Origin of the sequence: Mucilaginibacter sp. 14171R-50 (assembly GCF_010093045.1) — a bacterium.
In the GTDB taxonomy this organism is placed as follows: domain Bacteria; phylum Bacteroidota; class Bacteroidia; order Sphingobacteriales; family Sphingobacteriaceae; genus Mucilaginibacter.
The window spans coordinates 3,748,399-3,766,142 of sequence record NZ_CP048115.1 but is presented as its reverse complement, the minus strand read 5'-3'; the positions used below and the strand labels follow the sequence as shown (position 1 = coordinate 3,766,142).

The following is a 17,744-nucleotide window of genomic DNA, read 5'->3' as shown; positions in this document are numbered from 1 at the left end:
ACACACATCCATATAAAATGAAAAAATTAATATACATACCGGCATTACTGTTACTGGCAGCATGCTCAAATAAACCTAAAGATAAAAAAGCCGAGCTTGCCGACCTGCAAAAACAGCAATCGGAGATCAATAACAAAATAGCCAAGCTGCAGGCCGAAATTGGTACACCCGAAGTAATTACCGAAGTGAACGTTGCCGAAGTAAAAACCGGCCCGTTTGTAAACTACGTGCAGATACAAGGCAAAATTGACGCGCAGGATAACGTAACAGCGTACCCGCAAACCGGCGGTACCATTACAGCCATTTATGCTAAGGTGGGCCAGCATGTTTCAAAAGGGCAGGTGCTTGCCCAACTGGATAACAGTGTGCTGCGCCAGAACATTGCGCAGGCCGAATCTCAGCTTGCACTTACCCAGCAAATATACAATCGCCAAAAGGCGCTTTGGGACCAGAAAATAGGAACCGAGGTGCAATTTTTACAGGCGCAAACAAATTTCCAGGCAGGTAAAAAGTCGATAGCAGCATTACGCGAGCAGGCCGCTATGTACCGTATAGTTGCGCCTATAAGCGGCTCGGTTGACCAAATGGACCTTAAGCTGGGCCAGGTTGCCAGCCCGGGTGTAACCGGCATTAGGATAGTTGACGCTGATAACCTGAAAGTAAAAGCGGATGTGCCCGAATCATATGCAGGCAGCGTACGCACCGGTAATAATGTGAAGATCGTTATTCCCGATGCGCAGGACTCACTTACTACAAAGGTTACTTTTGCGGCCAAGGCCATTGACCCTACATCGCGCAGTTTTGCGGTAGAAATTAAACTGCCGGCCCGCAAAAACCTGCGCCCTAACATGACAGCAGTTTTAAAGATAGCCGATTATGCCAAAACCAGTACCATTACCGTACCGGTTAAAGCACTTCAGCATTCAGAAGATGGCGACTATGTTTACATAAATGCAAACGGCGTGGCAAAACGTACCGTTGTTAAAGCCGGCTCTACATACGGAGGGCAAACAGAAATATTATCCGGCCTGAAAGCAGGCGACCAGCTGATAACCAATGGCGTTGAAGACATTGAAGACGGCGATAAAATAAAAGTGGCTGCTACAGCTAATTAATCACAAACACCCTGATCTGTTGCGATAATGAAAGATCTAAAAAAAGAATTTGCGCCCTCGAGCTGGGCCATCGATAATAAAACGGCCATATACGTGCTGATGTTTATGATTACCCTGCTGGGTATTTTAAGCTATCGCAATTTGCCAAAAGAGAATTTTCCGGATATTACCATCCCTAAGATTTTTGTTACTACAACCTTTATCGGCCAATCGCCGCAAAACGTTGAGAACCTGGTAACACGGCAGATAGAAAAGCAGTTAAAATCGCTTAAGGGCCTTAAAAAGGTAACCTCTAACTCGGTACAGAACGTATCGATCATAACCGCCGAGTTTAATGTTACCGTAGATATTAAGGATGCCAAGCAGGAGGTTAAGGATGCTGTAGATAAGGCAAAGAAAGACCTTCCGCAAAACGATAACAATTATAAAGAGCCAACCATTTCGGATATCAACGTATCCGACCTGCCTATACTGTACGTTAACCTTTCCGGCGATTACGACCTGAAAAAGTTAAAAGAATATGCCGACCTGCTGAAGGATGAGATAGAAGGATATAAAGAGATATCAAAAGTTGACGAAATAGGGGCGCTTACCCCCGAGATACAGATCAATGTGGATATCAATAAAATGAGCGCGGCACAGCTCACTTTTAACGACATTATACAAAACGTAGGAAGCGAGAACATACTTGCATCGGCCGGTACAATAAAGCTGGACGGTGTAAGGCGCAGCATTGATATAAAAAAGGATTTCAAAAACGCTGAAGAGGTGGCCGCCCTGGTTATCCGTAACCCCAAGGGGCAAGCCGTTTACCTGCGCGATATTGCAGAGATAAAAGATTCGTTTTTAGAGCAGGAAAGTTTTGCGCGCTTAAAAACGCCCGACAACCCTAATTTTAAGAATGTTATAACCCTTGCTATAAGCAAAAGGGCCGGCGAAAATCTTATCGAATCGTCAGATAAAATACGCGCCCTTATCCTTGACAAACAGAAAACCACTTTCCCCAAGGGCCTAACCATTACCGTAACCGGCGACCAGAGCGATAAAACCCGTACCACCTTAAACGACCTGATAAACACTATTGTAATAGGTTTTATACTGGTAACGGTTATCCTGATGTTTTTTATGGGTACCACTAATGCCATATTTGTGGCGCTGTCAGTTCCATTATCATGCTTTATAGCCTTTTTGGTGATGCCGGCCATAGGTTTTACGCTCAACATGATCGTATTGTTCTCGTTCCTGCTGGCGTTGGGTATTGTGGTGGATGATGCTATTGTGGTAATAGAAAACACGCACCGCATATTTGCCAACGGCAAGGTACCTATAAAAGAAGCGGCCAAGATGGCGGCAGGCGAGGTGTTTTTGCCCGTATTTTCGGGTACCATGACAACCCTTGCGCCGTTTATTCCGTTAGCTTTCTGGCACAGTATCATTGGTAAGTTCATGTTCTTTTTACCGATAACGCTCATCATCACACTGCTGGCATCATTGGTTGTAGCTTACATTATGAACCCGGTATTCGCGGTTGATTTTATGAAACCGCACCACGACGGTGAGCACGATAACCCGAAATTTGATAAAGCAACTAAGCGGGCCATGATATGGCTTGCCGGCGCTACCGTTATCGGATATCTGATCAATGTGGGCTTTGGTAATTTCATGGTGCTAATAATGGCCCTATACCTGTTAAACCATTTCTTTTTACTGAGGGTGATAGACAGGTTCCAAAAAAACGCGTGGCCAAGATTTCAGCGCTGGTACGCCAAATGGTTAGAGCGCGCCGTACGTCGCCCGCTTACTGTACTATCAGGTACCGTAGTATTATTTGTGGTTGCGCTTGTGGTAAATCATTTCCTGGGGAAAACCCCCGAGTTCTTTCCATCGGGCGACCCTAACTTTGCCTATGTGTATATAACGATGCCTGTTGGCACAGACCAGGCCACCACCAACGAGGTTACCAAACGAATAGAGCAGCGTGTTGCAAAGGTTGTAGAACCTGATAAGGATATCGTAACCTCTATTATTTCTAACGTAACAAAAAGCGTAACGGATCCGCAGGACGAAGATCAGGGCGATTATCAAAATAAAGGTAAGGTAACCGTGGCCTTTGAAGAATTTGGCAAACGCAAGGGTAAAGACACCAAAGTAATATTGGCCAATATCCGCAAAGCTGTGCAGGGCGTGCCGGGTGTAAAAATAGCCGTTGCGCAGGAAGCCGGCGGGCCGCCCGTGCAAAAGGACATAAGCCTCGAAATCATCGGTGATAACCTGGATTCGCTTGTTACAACAGCTAATCGTTTAAAAACATATTTGGCCAGGCAAAATATAGCGGGTATAGAAAACCTGGTGCCAGATGTGGAAAGTGATAAACCGGATATTGTTTTTGATATAGACCGCGAACGCGCTAACCGCGAAGGTATAACCACCCAGCAGGTAACAACAAACCTGGTTACGGCTATACTGGGTTGGAAAGCTGCCGATTTCAGGAACACGAAGGAGGATAATTACGAGATAAAGGTAAGGGCGCTTGAGCAGCAGCGGTCTAATATTGACGAGATACGCAACATGAAGATGACGTACCGGGACTTAGCTACCGGCGGCGCAATACGACAGGTACCTATATCGGCTTTCAGCGATGTAAGATACTCTACAACCTTTAGTAACATTAAGCATAAACAGCAGCGCAGGGTGCTTACGTTATCATCAAGCGTTATTAAACCGTACAACGCGAATGATGTAAACGCCAACATTTTAAAGGCCCTTGGTAACTTTAAGAAACCGGCGGACATCATCATACGCCAGGGGGGCGGTCAAGAGGACCAAATGGAGGCAGCTATATTCATATTAACTGCGCTTGGTATATCATTTGGCCTCATATTCCTCATCCTGATGATACAGTTCAACTCGATTGGTAAAACGTTTATCATCATCAGCGAGATATTCTTCAGTATCATTGGTGTTTTACTGGGCACCGCCATATTTGGTATGACGACCGCCATTGTAATGACCGGTATAGGTATCATAGCCCTTGCCGGGGTGGTGGTACGTAACGGTATTTTGCTGGTAGAATTTACTGATATGCTGATAGAGCAGGGCGTAAGCCTGCACGACGCGGTGGTTGAAGCCGGCCATACCCGTATGACCCCGGTGTTGTTAACCGCCACAGCAGCCATATTAGGCTTGATACCGCTGGCTGTTGGTTTTAATATCGACTTTGTAGGCCTGTTTACCCACTTTGAGCCGCACATTCACTTCGGCGGCGATAACGTTGCATTCTGGGGGCCGCTGGCATGGACGATGATCTTCGGTCTTGGTTTTGCAACAATCATCACCCTGATACTGGTGCCATGTATGTACATCATCCGTGTAAACATGAAAAACTATTTCTTTGGTAAAAAGGATAAAGCCAATACCGAGAAAGCCAAATTAGAAATAGCCGAAGTTTAACAGCTGATCAACGTTTAAAAAAGAAAGAGCCGCATACTATTTATGCGGCTCTTTTGCATAAAGCATTATTATTTAATACCCTTTTTGAAGCCTTTTAACGATGCTAAAATTTTCTTTACTTTCCGTTCGCGACGGCTGCCTGCGTCCAAAGCGTCGTATACCATGCCTGCTGTAACGGCATAAATGCCGTGGTGCAATATGTCGATGCCTATCTCCTGCGGTTTTTGTTTGTTAATGGGTTTGGCAGCATCGTGTTTAGGCAGCATAACCAAAGCGGCGCCCCAAACAGCACCAAAATGTGCAAGGGTAGCAGGCAAGCCCTTTAAACCGGTTAAGCCTATCAGTCCGCGGGCAATACCCCATGCAGTGCCATAACTCCAATGTATCTCTTGCGATAGCTGTTGCTTTTCTTGCGGCGAGGCGGGTTTTAATCCTGCCGTATCTTCGGCAACTTTCAATGTTGCATCGCTGGGCTCGCGCTTGTTGATCTTCATTTCAATCATTTGCGATAGCGTCATGGCAGCAGTTGCGGCCAGGCCCGCCAGCAGGCCTTTTCCTATTGCGCTACCCAGGGCGCCAAATGTATTGTCTTCGTGTAGTTTCATAATAACATAGTTGGTGTGGGTAACAACAAATTATTTTGACAATTGATTCACCGTAACAGTTCTTTACTACAACCATTAGATTTAGGAATGGTTATTGTTTCTGTTAAACCTTAATGCACACTATTATGGAACTTAAATTAACACCAGCCCTTAAGGCTGCAGGCTTGGGGGCAATTGCCGGTATGCGAACATTTTCTGCACCGGTTGTGGTTAGCCATGTTTATAGCAGGCATCCGTCTAAAAACCTTGACAATTCACCCCTGCACTTTCTTCAAACCATCCGCACGTCAAAAGTATTTAAGGTATTGGCCGCGGCCGAGCTTATAGGTGATAAGCTACCTTTTGCACCAAATCGTACAAACGCAGGCGGATTGATAGGGCGTTTCGTAGCGGGTGCCTTATGCGGTGCGGCCGTATATCAGGCCGGCCATAAAATGCCGGTTATAGGTGGATTGATAGGCGGAACGGCGGCTATTGCTACCGCCTTTGGTTGCATGTTCCTGCGTGTTGGCCTTGGCAAAAAAACACGTTTACCCGATGCCGTCATTGGCGCGTTTGAAGATGCGATCGCTATTACCGCCGGTACAGCTATTGCAAAACAGCTGTAAATTTTCCATTTTAAAATCATCTTTTTAGGCAGCCCGCCGGCAATTGGTTGGAAATTTGATAAGTTTGTTAAAAAAGTCAGGAACTAAAAATGAGTTTAGCAAACGATCAGCAGGATATTAAACGCGAAAAGATATTAGAGGCATCTCACCAGCGCTTTCTTCATTATGGCTATTCAAAAACCACTATGAACGAAATTGCCGGCGACCTGTCTATGTCAAAAGCCTTGCTTTATTATTACTTCCCGGATAAAAGCGAATTGTATATGGCGGTTATGCGTAAGCTGGCCAACGACTATTTAAAACAACTTGAGGACAAATTTGGTCACTTTACCAACCTGCGCGAAGCATTTCTGTTTCAGGTAAACACCCACCACGATTTTATCGTAAATAATTATAATTTTTTTGATTTTTTTCGACTCAATGAGCAAAACCTGCCCGATACGATATGGGAAACAGTGGGGCAGATACGCGATGCCGAGATTAAGCTATTGGCTAATGCTATTCAAGCAGAAATTGACAAGAACAACATACAACCCGTTGCCAGCCCTGTTGAAATTGTCGAGGTATTTTTGGATGCGCTGCATGGCATTAAAGTAGGTGGCTCGTTGCCGCATAAAAAGCTAAATTTCCCTTATAAAGAGCACCTCGACGAGATACATAACAAACGCCTGCTGCTTATTGATATATTTGTTAAGGGGCTAAAATAGCCTGCATCAGGCATTTGTAAGCTTGGTGTTGATCGTGATATTCCCTACAAGGATCTTATGAATAGGGCAAGCGTCGGCGATAGTTATTAAACGTTTAAGCTGCTCGTCCGTTAGTTCACCTTTAAAAGCAAGGTTGCTTTCAATTGATATTCCGTTCTCAGTTCTAAAAAGTTCAAGGTTAACGGCTATCTCGTTAACAATCCACATTTTACGCTCGATATACATGCGAAGCGTAATTACTGTACAGCTTGCCAGGCTTGCCAGCAGCAGGCTATAAGGCGACATACCGGTATCAGCTCCCCCTAGTTCCGCGGGTTCATCTGCAATAATAGTGTGGTTGTTACTGGTTACAATGGTTTGATATTTTGCATGAGCTATGTGCGCGGATGCACCTGCAATAAATTCAGTATCGGGTTCCATAAATGGGTTTGATAAGAAGATCTTAATTGTCCTGGTCTAAATTAAGCAGGGTCCAGTTGGATGTTTTTGCACCTGCACCGCCATTGTATTTTAAGGTAATGGTAAAATTTGTTTTTGATGTTTCACCACTATCAAATTTGGAAGTATAAAATGATTTTATAACATATACCGAATCCGATTTCTTAGCGAACTTGTATTCTGAGTCTGAGAAGTCGACGTTTTTTGAAAGCGTTGTAGGGATAATGAACTGCTTCGCTATTTTATAAGCGTCATCGCTGTCGGGCATCCCGCTGAACATATTAATTGAACCTGATAGGGCAAACCTGCCTATCATGATAGCAAATATCAGCACCAGCAGCGCAAGCAACCAGCCCACTACAGACGCAGATTTTTTTTTAACGACTTTTTCCTTTAAGTAATCTTTAGCCATAAAAAATTAGATTACGATAAAGTTAAAAAAATTAATAAAAATCATAGCATCTGCTCGCGCCAAAAAACTTATGCTCGCCCCGTGAACGCGATGGCAGGGTGGTTTCATAACCGATACTTCCCTCGGTAGTGCCGCTCGTATTGGAGTAATTTAAGCCACCTGCCGGAACATCGTGGCTTACACCGAGGCGTATTTTTTCGCCGCCTTCCTTGTTAATGAATAAATCGAAAATTAACGATACAACCAAAGCGCCCGGCCCGCCCTGGCCGCTGCTGCGATACCAAACACCGGCGTTTATACTACGCCGCTTATATTGCATTCCTGCGCTGATGGATTGCGCCCGCGCTTGCTTATAAAACACCACCGAGGGTATAATATATGATCTATCCTCGTCATCTACATTATCGTCGCGGGTAAGGTTATATTTAAAACTGGCATGCAGGGTTGTACGTATAGGCAATATTGCCGGCGAACCGGTGAACGATTCGTTAGGACGGTTAAGGTGCTGAGCAGCAGCGCCTACATTGAAATTTTTTAGCGTGAGATTAACGCCGGCACCGGAGTCAAAGTAGAATTTGTTGTTGAAATCGGGTTGGTCGGCACCGGAAACCGAACCGGGGATATAACCCAGTCGGGGATCTATCTGATCGCCAAAAACCAGCTTACTATAGTCAACCGACCGGTTAGTAGCGCCTGCCTGTAAACCAAATGACAACACATAATCCTCGGAACCTACACTGTACGAATATATAGCCGCTATGTTATTTTTATTTAGATAAGCTACACCTTCGCTGCTACGGGTAAAAATCAAGCCGACACCGCCGCCAAACTGCGGTACATTATAATCAATAGAAGCCGTAAGGTAGGATAAGCCGCCCGGTATTGCCGTATACTGGTTGCGGTAAATAAGGTTCATACGCAGATCGCCCTCAAACTGGCCGTTTAAAGCCGGGTTAAGGTATACCGGCGAATTGAAAAATTGCGAATATATATGATCCTGGGCTGATGAACGTAAACAACCCAAAATTATCGTAAATAACAGTAAAAAGCGATATTTCTTTAATTCCTTCATCTGCTATCTGATTAAATGCACATAGCCGTTTGGTTTAGGCAGAGAGCCCCCGTATGACATGCCTTTCCACTCGGACCCGTTGATAAAAGTAGCCGACGCTTTCCATATATAAGTGCCCTGTTGCAGCGCAACCCCATTGAATGTGCCGTCCCATCCTTCAATGGGCTCGCCTTTACTGCTCAGGGCGGTTGTTTGCCATATCAGCTGGCCCCAGTTATTGTACACCTGCAGCCGCCACTTGGCTATACCCGATCCTTTAGCCATAAAGGTGCGTATTTCTGTGGTATTGCTCTGAGGTTGAAAAGCATTGGGTATAAACAATTGGCCTGGTGTGCCCGTTATTTTCACCTTTTGCTTAAAGGTACTATCGCAGCCTCTTATATCTGTCACCTTTAAAGTAACTACATACTCTCCGGTATCGGCGTAAGTGTGGCTGGTATTTTGACTATTGGCCGTATTGCCATCGCCAAAGTTCCATTGCCAGCTATCAGGATTTCCGCTGGTTTGATCAATAAACTCGAAATGAAAGTTAGGCAGTTTAACTATGGTGTCGGGCCTTACCGTAAAATATGTTCCGGGTGGCGGTGTAACCGAAATCAAGTCTGTTTTAACAGTTGTATTGGTACAGCCGGTTGCCGGTATGGTTGCTGTTAAGGTAACCGTATAGGGAGTACTACGGCCGGCATATTTATGGGGTGGAGGGTTGTACAGCGCAGATGTAGAACCGTCGCCAAAATCCCACAAATAAGTCATACCAGATGCCTGGGTGGAGGCATCTGGCGGGGTGGTATTTGTAAAGGTAACTGTGCTTTCGCGGCAAGCCGAAGAGTTATTTGCCACGTTAAAATCTGGTAACGGTTTACCATGTACAATATACTGTAATGGTGCTGAAGTTATAAAGCCACAGCTATTACGTACTTCGAGCGAAATATAGTATATACCAGGCGCTGGAAAAACATAATTAAACGCGCCAAGCGCGCCTGCTTTGCTATCACTATACGTCCCATCAGAGTTCGAAATATAATAAGTGTAGATATTTCCGGGGGTTGAGTTATTAAATATTTCCGCCTGGAACGACCCGTCACAGCCCTCAACCGGCCCGGTGGGAAATATTTGGGCGCTAAAGAATTGTTCGTCTATCTTGATAGGGATATGCACGGTTTCGCCATCATTACAAAAACCTTTTACATGCATAAACAATGTGTAATTGCCAGCGTCGGATATCGGCTGAAAGTTTACCGGGTCTTTAGTGGTTGCGGTAATAGTTTCTACCAGGGTGCTATCGGTTTTTGCCGCATTAGTGTACTTATACAAATAATATGTATAGTCGATATTGCTACCGGGCGACTCATTTTTAACATTGAGGGTTACGGGCGTACAGCCGGTTATATTAGGCGGCACAATGCGGGCTACAGGTACTACCGGCCTAATAATGATAGTTTGGGGTACCGATGTTGCCACGCCGCAAGGTGTGGTTATGGTAAGTATTACGTTGTAAATAGCGTCGGTACCATCAGTGTTTGGTGCGAAGGAATGAGTAGGGTTTTCTTCAGCGGAATTTGTGGCGTCTCCAAAATCCCACGAGTAAGTGGTGCCGTCTTTGGGCGCGGATATATTGGTGAACTGTACGCTGGTTGTACCGCAGCCGCTCGCTGCTGTTTTGGTAAAGTTTGCAATAGGTTGCGTTGGTGAAACACTTACGGTAAGCACAAAAACATCGCTAACGCATGTGCCATTTGTAGCGGTAATATTGTAAGTGATTATCGCGCTGTTGTTAGGGTCGTTGTTTACAAGCTGGTCGCCAATGGTTGCGCCGCTACCGGTAGCGCCATACCCGGATATTGACGGCGATGTGTTGGCAGCGTCAACCGTCCAGTTAAAAGTGCTTCCCGGCTGTTGCGCTGTTATTACGTAACCCAATGCGGCGCCCGAGCACGTGAACACCTTATTTGCACTGGTTACCGAATTAGGCGGCTGAAAGGTAATGGTAATGTTATCAGGTATCTCGGTACAGGGCGCCCCAAGACTTGTGTAGCCCGTTAGTGTTAAGGTAACAGAGCCGGCAGCATACTCCGCTGCAGTGGGCGTATAACTTGTGGTTAGGCTGGCATCATTGGTAAAGGTGCCGGCTCCGCCGCTCCATTTTACACTGTCAACCGTACCATTTGTAACCGAACCCTGTAAAGAAACCGTGCTGCCCTGGCATATAGGGGGGCTGGTGCCTGCATCAACAACGGGCGCATCGGTAAAAGTTAATACTTGCTGAGCTGACGCGGGCGCTCCGCACGCGCTGGTAGCTGTTATACTAATGGTGTACGCTGCCGCTTCTTTAAAAAGTATTTGCGGGTATCTTGAGCTTGAAGTTGTGCCGCCGGTAAACTCAAAAGCCCCGCCGGTAACTGTCCATGTATAATTGCCGGGGCCGGGCTGCGAACTGCCGCTTATGGTAGACTGCGTAGGGCCGGGGTCGCCATTAAAGATAAAAGTTTGGTTTATACCGCATAGCTGTTTATCCGGTGACAGTACAGCTACCGGAGGGCCGTCAACAACAATGGTCTCAACATTCACAGCGGTATCAGTACCGCAGCCGGCCGTCTTTATCCCAAGTTTAATTTTATATACCCCCGGTTGATCGAACAAAAATTGAGGGGTATGGCTTGCCGAATTTGTACCACCCTGAAATTTAACGGGAGCGGGGCCGGTTACCGTCCATTTGTAGGAGGTGTCGGCATTACAATTAGCGTCTATCACCGATGTATTTTTAGGCGTAAGGCTCAAAGGTACGCAGCCTGAATTTACGGGCACGGTATAAGCCGGCTTGGGGCGTTCCTGCACGCAAACCGTATGCGATTTATCATTCGGCTGGCATAAATTGTTGGGGTTTTGCATATGTATAGTTACAGTATGTATACCCGGTGTGGTAAATGTGTACTTAAAGGGCTGCGAGGTGGTCTGATCCACTTCAACCGGCTGTCCGTCTACAAACCAGGTGTAACGGGCGTCAAGGTTCTTACAATCGGGGCCGGTGTTATCAGGGTCCTGCCCCGGGTCCGAAAGGTTTTTGAACGTTACTTCGCTGTTCAGGCATGCAGCATCAGGAGAGCTAAAATCGTTTTTAGGCGGCGAAAGTACGCGTGCATATGCCACCCCAGGCAGCACCGAGCCGGAGCAAAACTCATTAACGGGCGTAAGCTCCACCCTGAATACATTTCTGTTGGCGCCCACATTATTGCCGCAGGATGATTTTGTAAAGTTATGACTGATACTATTATTCTGGTTTACGATATCGCAGTACCGGTATACATCGCTGCTGCCATCACCCCATACAACTTTGTAAGTAAGCCCCGGATAATTGTATTTGAAACCAACTCCTTCCGCATCGATAGTAATGGGAAACGTAAGGGGTGTTGAACCATTTGCACAGGTTGTGTTATTGCCAGAGTTCCCGATCGATCTGTACACGTCGTTGTTTATCAGCGTATAAGATTTAGTTCCCACCACGCCGCCCTTAACAGCTTTTACGGTTACCGTATAATTGGCCAGCTTAGCATTAAAACTGCCTGGTATGGCCATTGGTGACCCCTGGTTTGCCTGGGTTATCTCGTTGAAAAAAGTTGCTGTTACACTGGCGCCGGTGGTGGACGCGTTAACAAAGGAATACGATGCATTGGATGTACCGAAACATGCTCCGAAAACCTCGGGGTTTGATGCACTTATAGACTGTGATTTTACGCCTGCTGTAACGCCGGCACCATTACTTATGGTAAATGCAGCCGAAATATTACTGCTTATTGCAGGCAGGGTAGATACGATTTTTACTTTATAGCCCGAACCTGCCGGTGTACCGGCCGGTATTACCCCATTTACAAATGTGCCGTAAAATCCGCTGTAAGTTGCTAAGGGCGTGTTGCTAAAGTTACCGGAAGCATCTGATAAATATAACCGAAAGGAGTTGGTTTTACCAATACATCCTGATGTTATATCTACATTAAAGGGCACACTAATGGTAGACCCTTGTCCGTATGGCCCGGGATCTATAGCGCCTAATGTAATAGTTTGCGCGGAGGTAGCTGCCGTCACAAAAATTGAAAAAAGCGCAAGAAATAAACTCTTAGTAAAAAATTTACCCATCAATCACTTTCAAACCGATTATTAGCTTAAGCGAAAATAATAAATGTTACAATAATAAACCGCTTTATAAACTAAAGGTTGATTATTGCCTTATACGGAATTTAACCGGGCTTGTTACGAATAGTTTAAACATTTATTACCCGAGGAAAGGGGGCAACTCCGGGCAAACTTTAACCAAAAAATAAATAGGAGATCAATATCGCAGCTATTACTCCCGCAAAATCAGCTATGAGCCCGGCGGGTATTGCATACCTGGATTTTTTTATTCCGACCGAGCCAAAGTAAAGCGCCACTATATAAAATGTGGTATCGGCAGAACCGTTGAAAACAGATCCAAGCCTGCCGGCAAAACTATCGGGGCCATAAGTTTGCATCGTGCTTATCATCATTGCCTTTGAACCCGAACCGCTTAAGGGTTTCATGTAAGCCACAGGCAAGGCATCAACAAAACGGGTATCCATATGTAATTGCGTGGCTGCCCACCTTACCCCACCGTTCAGATAATCTAACGCCCCGCTGTTTCTGAAAACGCTAATGGCCACCAGCATGGCCACCAGGTAAGGTATTATTTTAACCGATACCTCAAAACCTGATTTTGCGCCATCAATAAAACTTTCAAATACGTTTACTTTTTTGCGTAATGCGCCCAAAATAAATACAGTGGGTATTGCAAAAAGCAACATATTGCTGGCAACCTTCGACACGATGGTTATCTGTTCTTTATCAAGATATTGGGTAAAATACCAAACCAGCAGCGCTATAAAGGCGGTCATGCCGCCAAGCCAGCTTACAATAACACGGTCAAACAGGTTTATTTTTTGCTTGATAGCTACGGCAATCATCCCTACAACCGTTGCAACATAGGTAGCTATTATACAAGGTATTAAAACGTCTGCCGGGTCTTTTGCACCCAGTATAAAACGCTGCGCGATAATGGTAACGGGCAGTAGTTGCAAACCCGATGTATGCAGTACCAGGAACATGATCTGTGCGTTTGATGCCGTCTCTTTATCCGGGTTTAATTGTTGCAGGCTATCCATAGCCTTTAAACCCAGCGGCGTTGCGGCGTTATCAAGCCCTAACAAGTTGGCCGAAAAGTTCATCATCATTTGCCCGGTGGCGGGATGCTTCCTGGGCACCTCCGGGAATAACCGGCTTAAAAATGGGCCTACTATACGCGAAAGAAAGTTCATGGCGCCGGCCCGTTCACCTATATTTAAAATACCCAGCCATAGCACCATGTTACCTGCCAGTGGCAGCGCGATATCCATCACCGACGACTTTGAACTGTCAAACATACCGTCGACCAACAGCTTAAAAGCATCTACATCGCCAAAAAACACCAGTTTGCAAAATGCAATTACAAAGGCGATAAGGAAAAATGCTATCCAGATGTAGTTTAAGGCCATATCAATGATTCAGGCCATGAAGATAATTTTTTTTGAATAATTTACCGTGATTTAGCCATATTTAAAATAGATTATTTGATTTTTGATGAAGCAAACCGCTAAAAATTTACAGGCCGTTATTGATGATTTTTTGTGCACTAAGGCCCACCTTATTAACTGGGATAGCGAACCGCCTGCAGGGAAGTGGACAAACAAGGAGATTATTGGCCATTTGATTGACAGCGCGCATATCAACCTGCAGCGTTTTGTGCGCTGCACTTACGAGGAGGGTTTTAAGCTGATATATTTTCAGAACGAATGGGTGCAGGCGCAGCATTACCGCCATGCCGATATCGCCGAAATATTAAAACTTTGGGAACTGGTTAACCGCCAGATAGTGCGGGTGTTACAGAACTATCCACCCGGGCGCACGAAGGTAAAGTGCGATAATGGCCGGTACCAGCCTTCGTTTAATACCGTATCATTTTTAGCCGACGATTATATCGCGCATATGCAACATCATTTAAAGCAGCTTGTTTAGTCATAAGCTGTAATGTTTTTGTCGGCTACTATACGTATCGTATACTCGCGGCGCGTTGGATTATAAGGTACTGCATCATCTGCCATAATGTAGATTACGCCCAGATCTTTTACGTTGAATGTTTGTACATCGGGGGTGGCGCTTTCTTTATCAACATACTGTGATATAGAGTTGTATATCATGTTATATTGCGCCAGTTCGTTAGTATCAAATTCAACAAACATACGCTTACCGTCGCTACGGAGGTTGATATTGATGTACGTCCCGCCCGGAATATCCAGGTTATATTTTCTGACATTTTTCTTTACATCTTTTTTCAGCAACTTATAGCCCTTGGCCGTAAAAAATGTATCGGCTTTATATATATTGTTGTGGAGCAGGTAACTAAGGTCATCGTACGATACCAGGTTGCTTTGCGCAAAACCGGTTGTTGCAAAACAGAAAAAAAGCGCGGACAAAAATAATTGCTTCATAGTAAAGGGACTAAAGCCCGTTTATGTTTATTTAAGGTCAATATATGGCTTTGGCATTTTATTATTACCACAAAAACATAACTTAGCATAATTATTACATTTACCATGGCTACTATAAATTTATCACGCGTTAGCGGCGACTACGGCTTTGAAGCGACCGACGAGTATGGACACACTGTACGTATGGACAGCAGCCCCGAAAGCGGCGGACAAAATTTTGGTGTGCGCCCTATGCAAATGCTTTTAATGGGTTTGGGCGGCTGCTCGGCAATTGACATTATAGCTATACTGAAAAAGCAGCGTCAAAACGTGGTGGACTACAAAATGGTTATAGCCGGTGACCGTGAGCCGGGTAAAGAACCCTCGCTTTGGAAAGATATCACACTCGAATTTCATTTGTACGGCACCGTAGACGAGGAAAAAGCAAAAAAAGCTGTCGAGCTATCATTAGGCAAATACTGTTCGGTGGCTGCCACGCTGTATAAGGCCGATGCTGACATTAAATGGAAGGTGATTATACATCCTGCGGGGTAATTCATCACCCGCAATTATCATAAAACGGCTTATTTTAATCCCAATTGTCTTTTTTTGGGGTCACTTTAGCAATGGCTGGCGTTACGATGCTCAGTGCTATTGACTAATTTATTTATTTGGTCAGCCGTTCAATATAACCTGCTAATGGTGAACGTGTTATTTTGCATATAGCTGTTTTTATCGGCGTTTTTACCACCCGGTTACCGTGTTTATCAGCATGTACTGGCATTAATGTTGCCTTGTGGGGTATAGTCTGCTTATCCAGTTTAGCAGACGGTCAAAAATAACACAACATGAAAACAAATTTAAAACGATCTACAATGCTGCTTGCCGGTTTAATGGCTGGCGGTACATTATTTGCTCAAACCCCCGATTCTGTAAGTACTAACAATTATGTAAAACCTTTCTCGGGTGGCCCTGTACGTACATGGTCAATAGGTGTTCATGGCGGTTTATTAACCCCCTTCACCATTTTTGGCGCCAATGGGCGTCAGGATTTCAGACAGCCACAATCAGAAATTGGCTATGGCGGTTATATCAAGAAGCAATTTACACCAACCTTTGGCTTACAGGCCGATTTCCTTCGCGGAGAAGTGAGCGGTATGCGCGGACAGGATGGTGTTGGTACCCCAAGCAGTTTTAACACCAAATTAAATTGGTCTGGTGCTTTAAGCGCAAACATCACTTTAGGTAACATTAGCTGGTTCAACAGCAAAAGCGCCATACAGCCATATTTAACAGCAGGTGCCGGTTACATGGGTTATAAAACCACAACTACCGATGCCGGTGGGACAACAACAGCTTACACCAACGGCGCGGGAGAAAATTCCATAAACGAATGGTTTGTACCGGTAGGTTTAGGCTTTAAAGTTAATTTAGGATCGAGCGTTAATTTAGACCTTGGCTACCAGGTTAACTTTGTACAATCAGATAATTTTGATGGTTACAATACCGGCAGTTCTAACGACAGGTTCTCTTACGCGCACATCGGCTTAGAGTTTTTACTGGGTAGTTCTAAAACCCCGGCCATGTCTACCTATAACCCGGTTAACTCTATGCGTACAGAATACGTATGGCAAAATCAGCAAACAAAAGCTATGCTGCAGGCGCAAATTGATGCCGAACGCGCAAAGAACGATCAGTTAAGGAACGATCTTAACACCACTAACTCTAAGTTAGATAGATTAACTGTTGATAGCGACGGCGACGGTGTACCGGACATTAACGATAAATGCCCTAATACGCCTGCAGGTACTAAAGTAGATGGCTCAGGCTGCCCGCTGGCTAAACCGGTTGTGTATGTAACCGAGGAAGACAAGCGTGTTGTTAGAGACGCGATAAACAACCTGGAATTTGATTTGGGTAAAGCAACTATCCGTTCTAAATCATACCCAACTTTAGATAGGGTGGCAAATTTATTAGTTGAGAAAAACTTCAGCTTAAAATTAGCAGGACATACTGATAATACCGGTTCGGATGCTTTAAACTTAAGGTTATCAAAAGACCGTGCTGAGTCTGTCAAATCGTACCTGGTTAGCAAAGGCGCAAACGCTTCGCGTATAGAAGCAACCGGTTATGGTGAAAGCCAGCCGATAGCTACAAATAAAACAGCCGAAGGCCGTCAGCAGAACCGCCGTGTAGAGTTTACTTTATACTAAGGTTAGCTACAAGGGTCGAGATATATAATAATCAAGGCGCTAACAAAAGAGCCGCTCCAGATTGGGGCGGCTCTTTGTATTTATAAACTTTTGTGTTGATTCCTGGCTCTTGCAGTCTTGCTTCTTTCAACTATCCTACCTCGAAGAAATCGGCCAGGTTGCCGAAGTAGCTGTCGTTCCAGCCTTCAACAATGTCATTATAGTCATCATCAGGTATATTAACATGTCTTAGTTCCACAGAGGAACCATGAGAATCGGGATGAATTTTTATAGTAACTATAGATTCGTCGGTTTGCCCGTCGAAATACCATTGCTGCACGATCTTTTTTCCGGGTACAAACTCGATATTCTTACCTACAATACTGCCTTCCCATAACGAAAACTCCGAACCGGGCTCGGTAGACATTTCAGCCGGATCGCCGGTCCATAACTCTAACGTAACAGGGTTAGTTAGCGCAGTGTACACTTCATCGGGCGTAGCTGGCAGCAGGTAATATTTTTTATAATCTTTCACAGGGGCAAGTTAGCTGAAATATTTGAGAGATTTAACTCACCCCGCGGCACTTCGTGCGCGACCCTCTCTGCTGCGCAAAGAGGGTAAATAATGCGCTT

15 protein-coding genes are annotated in these 17,744 nt (G+C 45.0%); 7 read left to right on the top strand and 8 right to left on the bottom strand.

Translation table 11 applies throughout. The features are described from left to right. Positions 1 to 17 precede the first annotated feature (17 nt). Both GWR56_RS17160 and GWR56_RS17155 read left to right on the top strand, forming a co-directional pair. A complete protein-coding gene (locus GWR56_RS17160) occupies positions 18 to 1,115 on the top strand; it encodes an efflux RND transporter periplasmic adaptor subunit (RefSeq protein ID WP_162432430.1) in 1,098 nt (365 codons plus the stop codon). 27 nt (positions 1,116 to 1,142) lie between these two features. Further along, positions 1,143 to 4,565: an efflux RND transporter permease subunit gene (locus tag GWR56_RS17155; RefSeq protein ID WP_162432429.1), complete on the top strand. Its 3,423-nt coding sequence runs from the start codon at positions 1,143 to 1,145 to the stop codon at positions 4,563 to 4,565. Positions 4,566 to 4,633: 68 nt separating this feature from the next. Here GWR56_RS17155 and GWR56_RS17150 read toward each other — a convergent pair whose 3' ends face one another. Next, positions 4,634 to 5,170 (bottom strand): hypothetical protein, encoded by a 537-nt coding sequence (locus GWR56_RS17150; RefSeq protein WP_202925342.1) that lies wholly within the window; start codon positions 5,168 to 5,170, stop codon positions 4,634 to 4,636. Positions 5,171 to 5,295: 125 nt separating this feature from the next. Between GWR56_RS17150 and GWR56_RS17145 the strand changes: the two genes are divergently transcribed. After that, complete coding sequence (locus GWR56_RS17145; RefSeq protein ID WP_162432428.1) at positions 5,296 to 5,778, top strand: DUF4126 family protein; 483 nt, start codon at positions 5,296 to 5,298, stop codon at positions 5,776 to 5,778. 89 nt (positions 5,779 to 5,867) lie between these two features. Next, positions 5,868 to 6,485, top strand: a complete 618-nt coding sequence (locus tag GWR56_RS17140) for a TetR/AcrR family transcriptional regulator (protein ID WP_162432427.1) — start codon at positions 5,868 to 5,870, stop codon at positions 6,483 to 6,485. Between the two features lie 6 nt (positions 6,486 to 6,491). Here the strand turns inward: GWR56_RS17140 and GWR56_RS17135 are convergent, their stop codons facing one another. From GWR56_RS17135 to GWR56_RS17115, 5 genes are all read right to left on the bottom strand, one after another. Beyond that, positions 6,492 to 6,905, bottom strand: coding sequence for an OsmC family protein (locus GWR56_RS17135; RefSeq protein ID WP_162432426.1), 414 nt, complete (start codon positions 6,903 to 6,905; stop codon positions 6,492 to 6,494). Positions 6,906 to 6,927: 22 nt separating this feature from the next. Then, the gene (locus GWR56_RS17130; RefSeq protein ID WP_162432425.1) at positions 6,928 to 7,335 is read right to left on the bottom strand and encodes a hypothetical protein; all 408 of its coding nucleotides are present in this window, start codon (positions 7,333 to 7,335) and stop codon (positions 6,928 to 6,930) included. A gap of 31 nt (positions 7,336 to 7,366) precedes the next feature. Further along, entirely contained in the window at positions 7,367 to 8,407 is a 1,041-nt protein-coding gene (locus tag GWR56_RS17125) for a PorP/SprF family type IX secretion system membrane protein (RefSeq protein ID WP_162432424.1), read from the bottom strand. A 3-nt stretch (positions 8,408 to 8,410) separates the two neighbouring features. Beyond that, on the bottom strand, positions 8,411 to 12,487 hold the full coding sequence (locus GWR56_RS17120) for a PKD domain-containing protein (protein ID WP_162432423.1): 4,077 nt from the start codon (positions 12,485 to 12,487) through the stop codon (positions 8,411 to 8,413). A 221-nt stretch (positions 12,488 to 12,708) separates the two neighbouring features. Beyond that, positions 12,709 to 13,947, bottom strand: a complete 1,239-nt coding sequence (locus GWR56_RS17115; RefSeq protein WP_162432422.1) for a nucleoside recognition domain-containing protein — start codon at positions 13,945 to 13,947, stop codon at positions 12,709 to 12,711. Positions 13,948 to 14,032: 85 nt separating this feature from the next. On the opposite strand from GWR56_RS17115, the gene GWR56_RS17110 reads away from it, so the two are divergent. Then, positions 14,033 to 14,467: a DinB family protein gene (locus tag GWR56_RS17110; RefSeq protein ID WP_162432421.1), complete on the top strand. Its 435-nt coding sequence runs from the start codon at positions 14,033 to 14,035 to the stop codon at positions 14,465 to 14,467. Here GWR56_RS17110 and GWR56_RS17105 read toward each other — a convergent pair. Beyond that, positions 14,464 to 14,940: a hypothetical protein gene (locus tag GWR56_RS17105; RefSeq protein ID WP_162432420.1), complete on the bottom strand. Its 477-nt coding sequence runs from the start codon at positions 14,938 to 14,940 to the stop codon at positions 14,464 to 14,466. The two genes, GWR56_RS17110 and GWR56_RS17105, sit on opposite strands and share 4 nt — an antisense overlap. A gap of 105 nt (positions 14,941 to 15,045) precedes the next feature. On the opposite strand from GWR56_RS17105, the gene GWR56_RS17100 reads away from it, so the two are divergent. Both GWR56_RS17100 and GWR56_RS17095 read left to right on the top strand, forming a co-directional pair. After that, complete coding sequence (locus GWR56_RS17100; protein ID WP_162432419.1) at positions 15,046 to 15,474, top strand: OsmC family protein; 429 nt, start codon at positions 15,046 to 15,048, stop codon at positions 15,472 to 15,474. 293 nt (positions 15,475 to 15,767) lie between these two features. Beyond that, positions 15,768 to 17,132, top strand: a complete 1,365-nt coding sequence (locus tag GWR56_RS17095) for an OmpA family protein (RefSeq protein ID WP_162432418.1) — start codon at positions 15,768 to 15,770, stop codon at positions 17,130 to 17,132. 130 nt (positions 17,133 to 17,262) lie between these two features. Here GWR56_RS17095 and GWR56_RS17090 read toward each other — a convergent pair whose 3' ends face one another. Next, a complete protein-coding gene (locus tag GWR56_RS17090) occupies positions 17,263 to 17,646 on the bottom strand; it encodes an SRPBCC domain-containing protein (RefSeq protein WP_162432417.1) in 384 nt (127 codons plus the stop codon). Positions 17,647 to 17,744: the final 98 nt, after the last annotated feature.

Bases quoted from the DNA above. Each gene is read 5' to 3' on its own strand.
- GWR56_RS17160 (WP_162432430.1), top strand. From the start codon at position 18: ATGAAAAAATTAATATACATACCGGCATTACTGTTACTGGCAGCATGC.
- GWR56_RS17155 (WP_162432429.1), top strand. From the start codon at position 1,143: ATGAAAGATCTAAAAAAAGAATTTGCGCCCTCGAGCTGGGCCATCGAT.
- GWR56_RS17150 (WP_202925342.1), bottom strand. From the start codon at position 5,170: ATGAAACTACACGAAGACAATACATTTGGCGCCCTGGGTAGCGCAATA.
- GWR56_RS17145 (WP_162432428.1), top strand. From the start codon at position 5,296: ATGGAACTTAAATTAACACCAGCCCTTAAGGCTGCAGGCTTGGGGGCA.
- GWR56_RS17140 (WP_162432427.1), top strand. From the start codon at position 5,868: ATGAGTTTAGCAAACGATCAGCAGGATATTAAACGCGAAAAGATATTA.
- GWR56_RS17135 (WP_162432426.1), bottom strand. From the start codon at position 6,905: ATGGAACCCGATACTGAATTTATTGCAGGTGCATCCGCGCACATAGCT.
- GWR56_RS17130 (WP_162432425.1), bottom strand. From the start codon at position 7,335: ATGGCTAAAGATTACTTAAAGGAAAAAGTCGTTAAAAAAAAATCTGCG.
- GWR56_RS17125 (WP_162432424.1), bottom strand. From the start codon at position 8,407: ATGAAGGAATTAAAGAAATATCGCTTTTTACTGTTATTTACGATAATT.
- GWR56_RS17115 (WP_162432422.1), bottom strand. From the start codon at position 13,947: ATGGCCTTAAACTACATCTGGATAGCATTTTTCCTTATCGCCTTTGTA.
- GWR56_RS17110 (WP_162432421.1), top strand. From the start codon at position 14,033: ATGAAGCAAACCGCTAAAAATTTACAGGCCGTTATTGATGATTTTTTG.
- GWR56_RS17105 (WP_162432420.1), bottom strand. From the start codon at position 14,940: ATGAAGCAATTATTTTTGTCCGCGCTTTTTTTCTGTTTTGCAACAACC.
- GWR56_RS17100 (WP_162432419.1), top strand. From the start codon at position 15,046: ATGGCTACTATAAATTTATCACGCGTTAGCGGCGACTACGGCTTTGAA.
- GWR56_RS17095 (WP_162432418.1), top strand. From the start codon at position 15,768: ATGAAAACAAATTTAAAACGATCTACAATGCTGCTTGCCGGTTTAATG.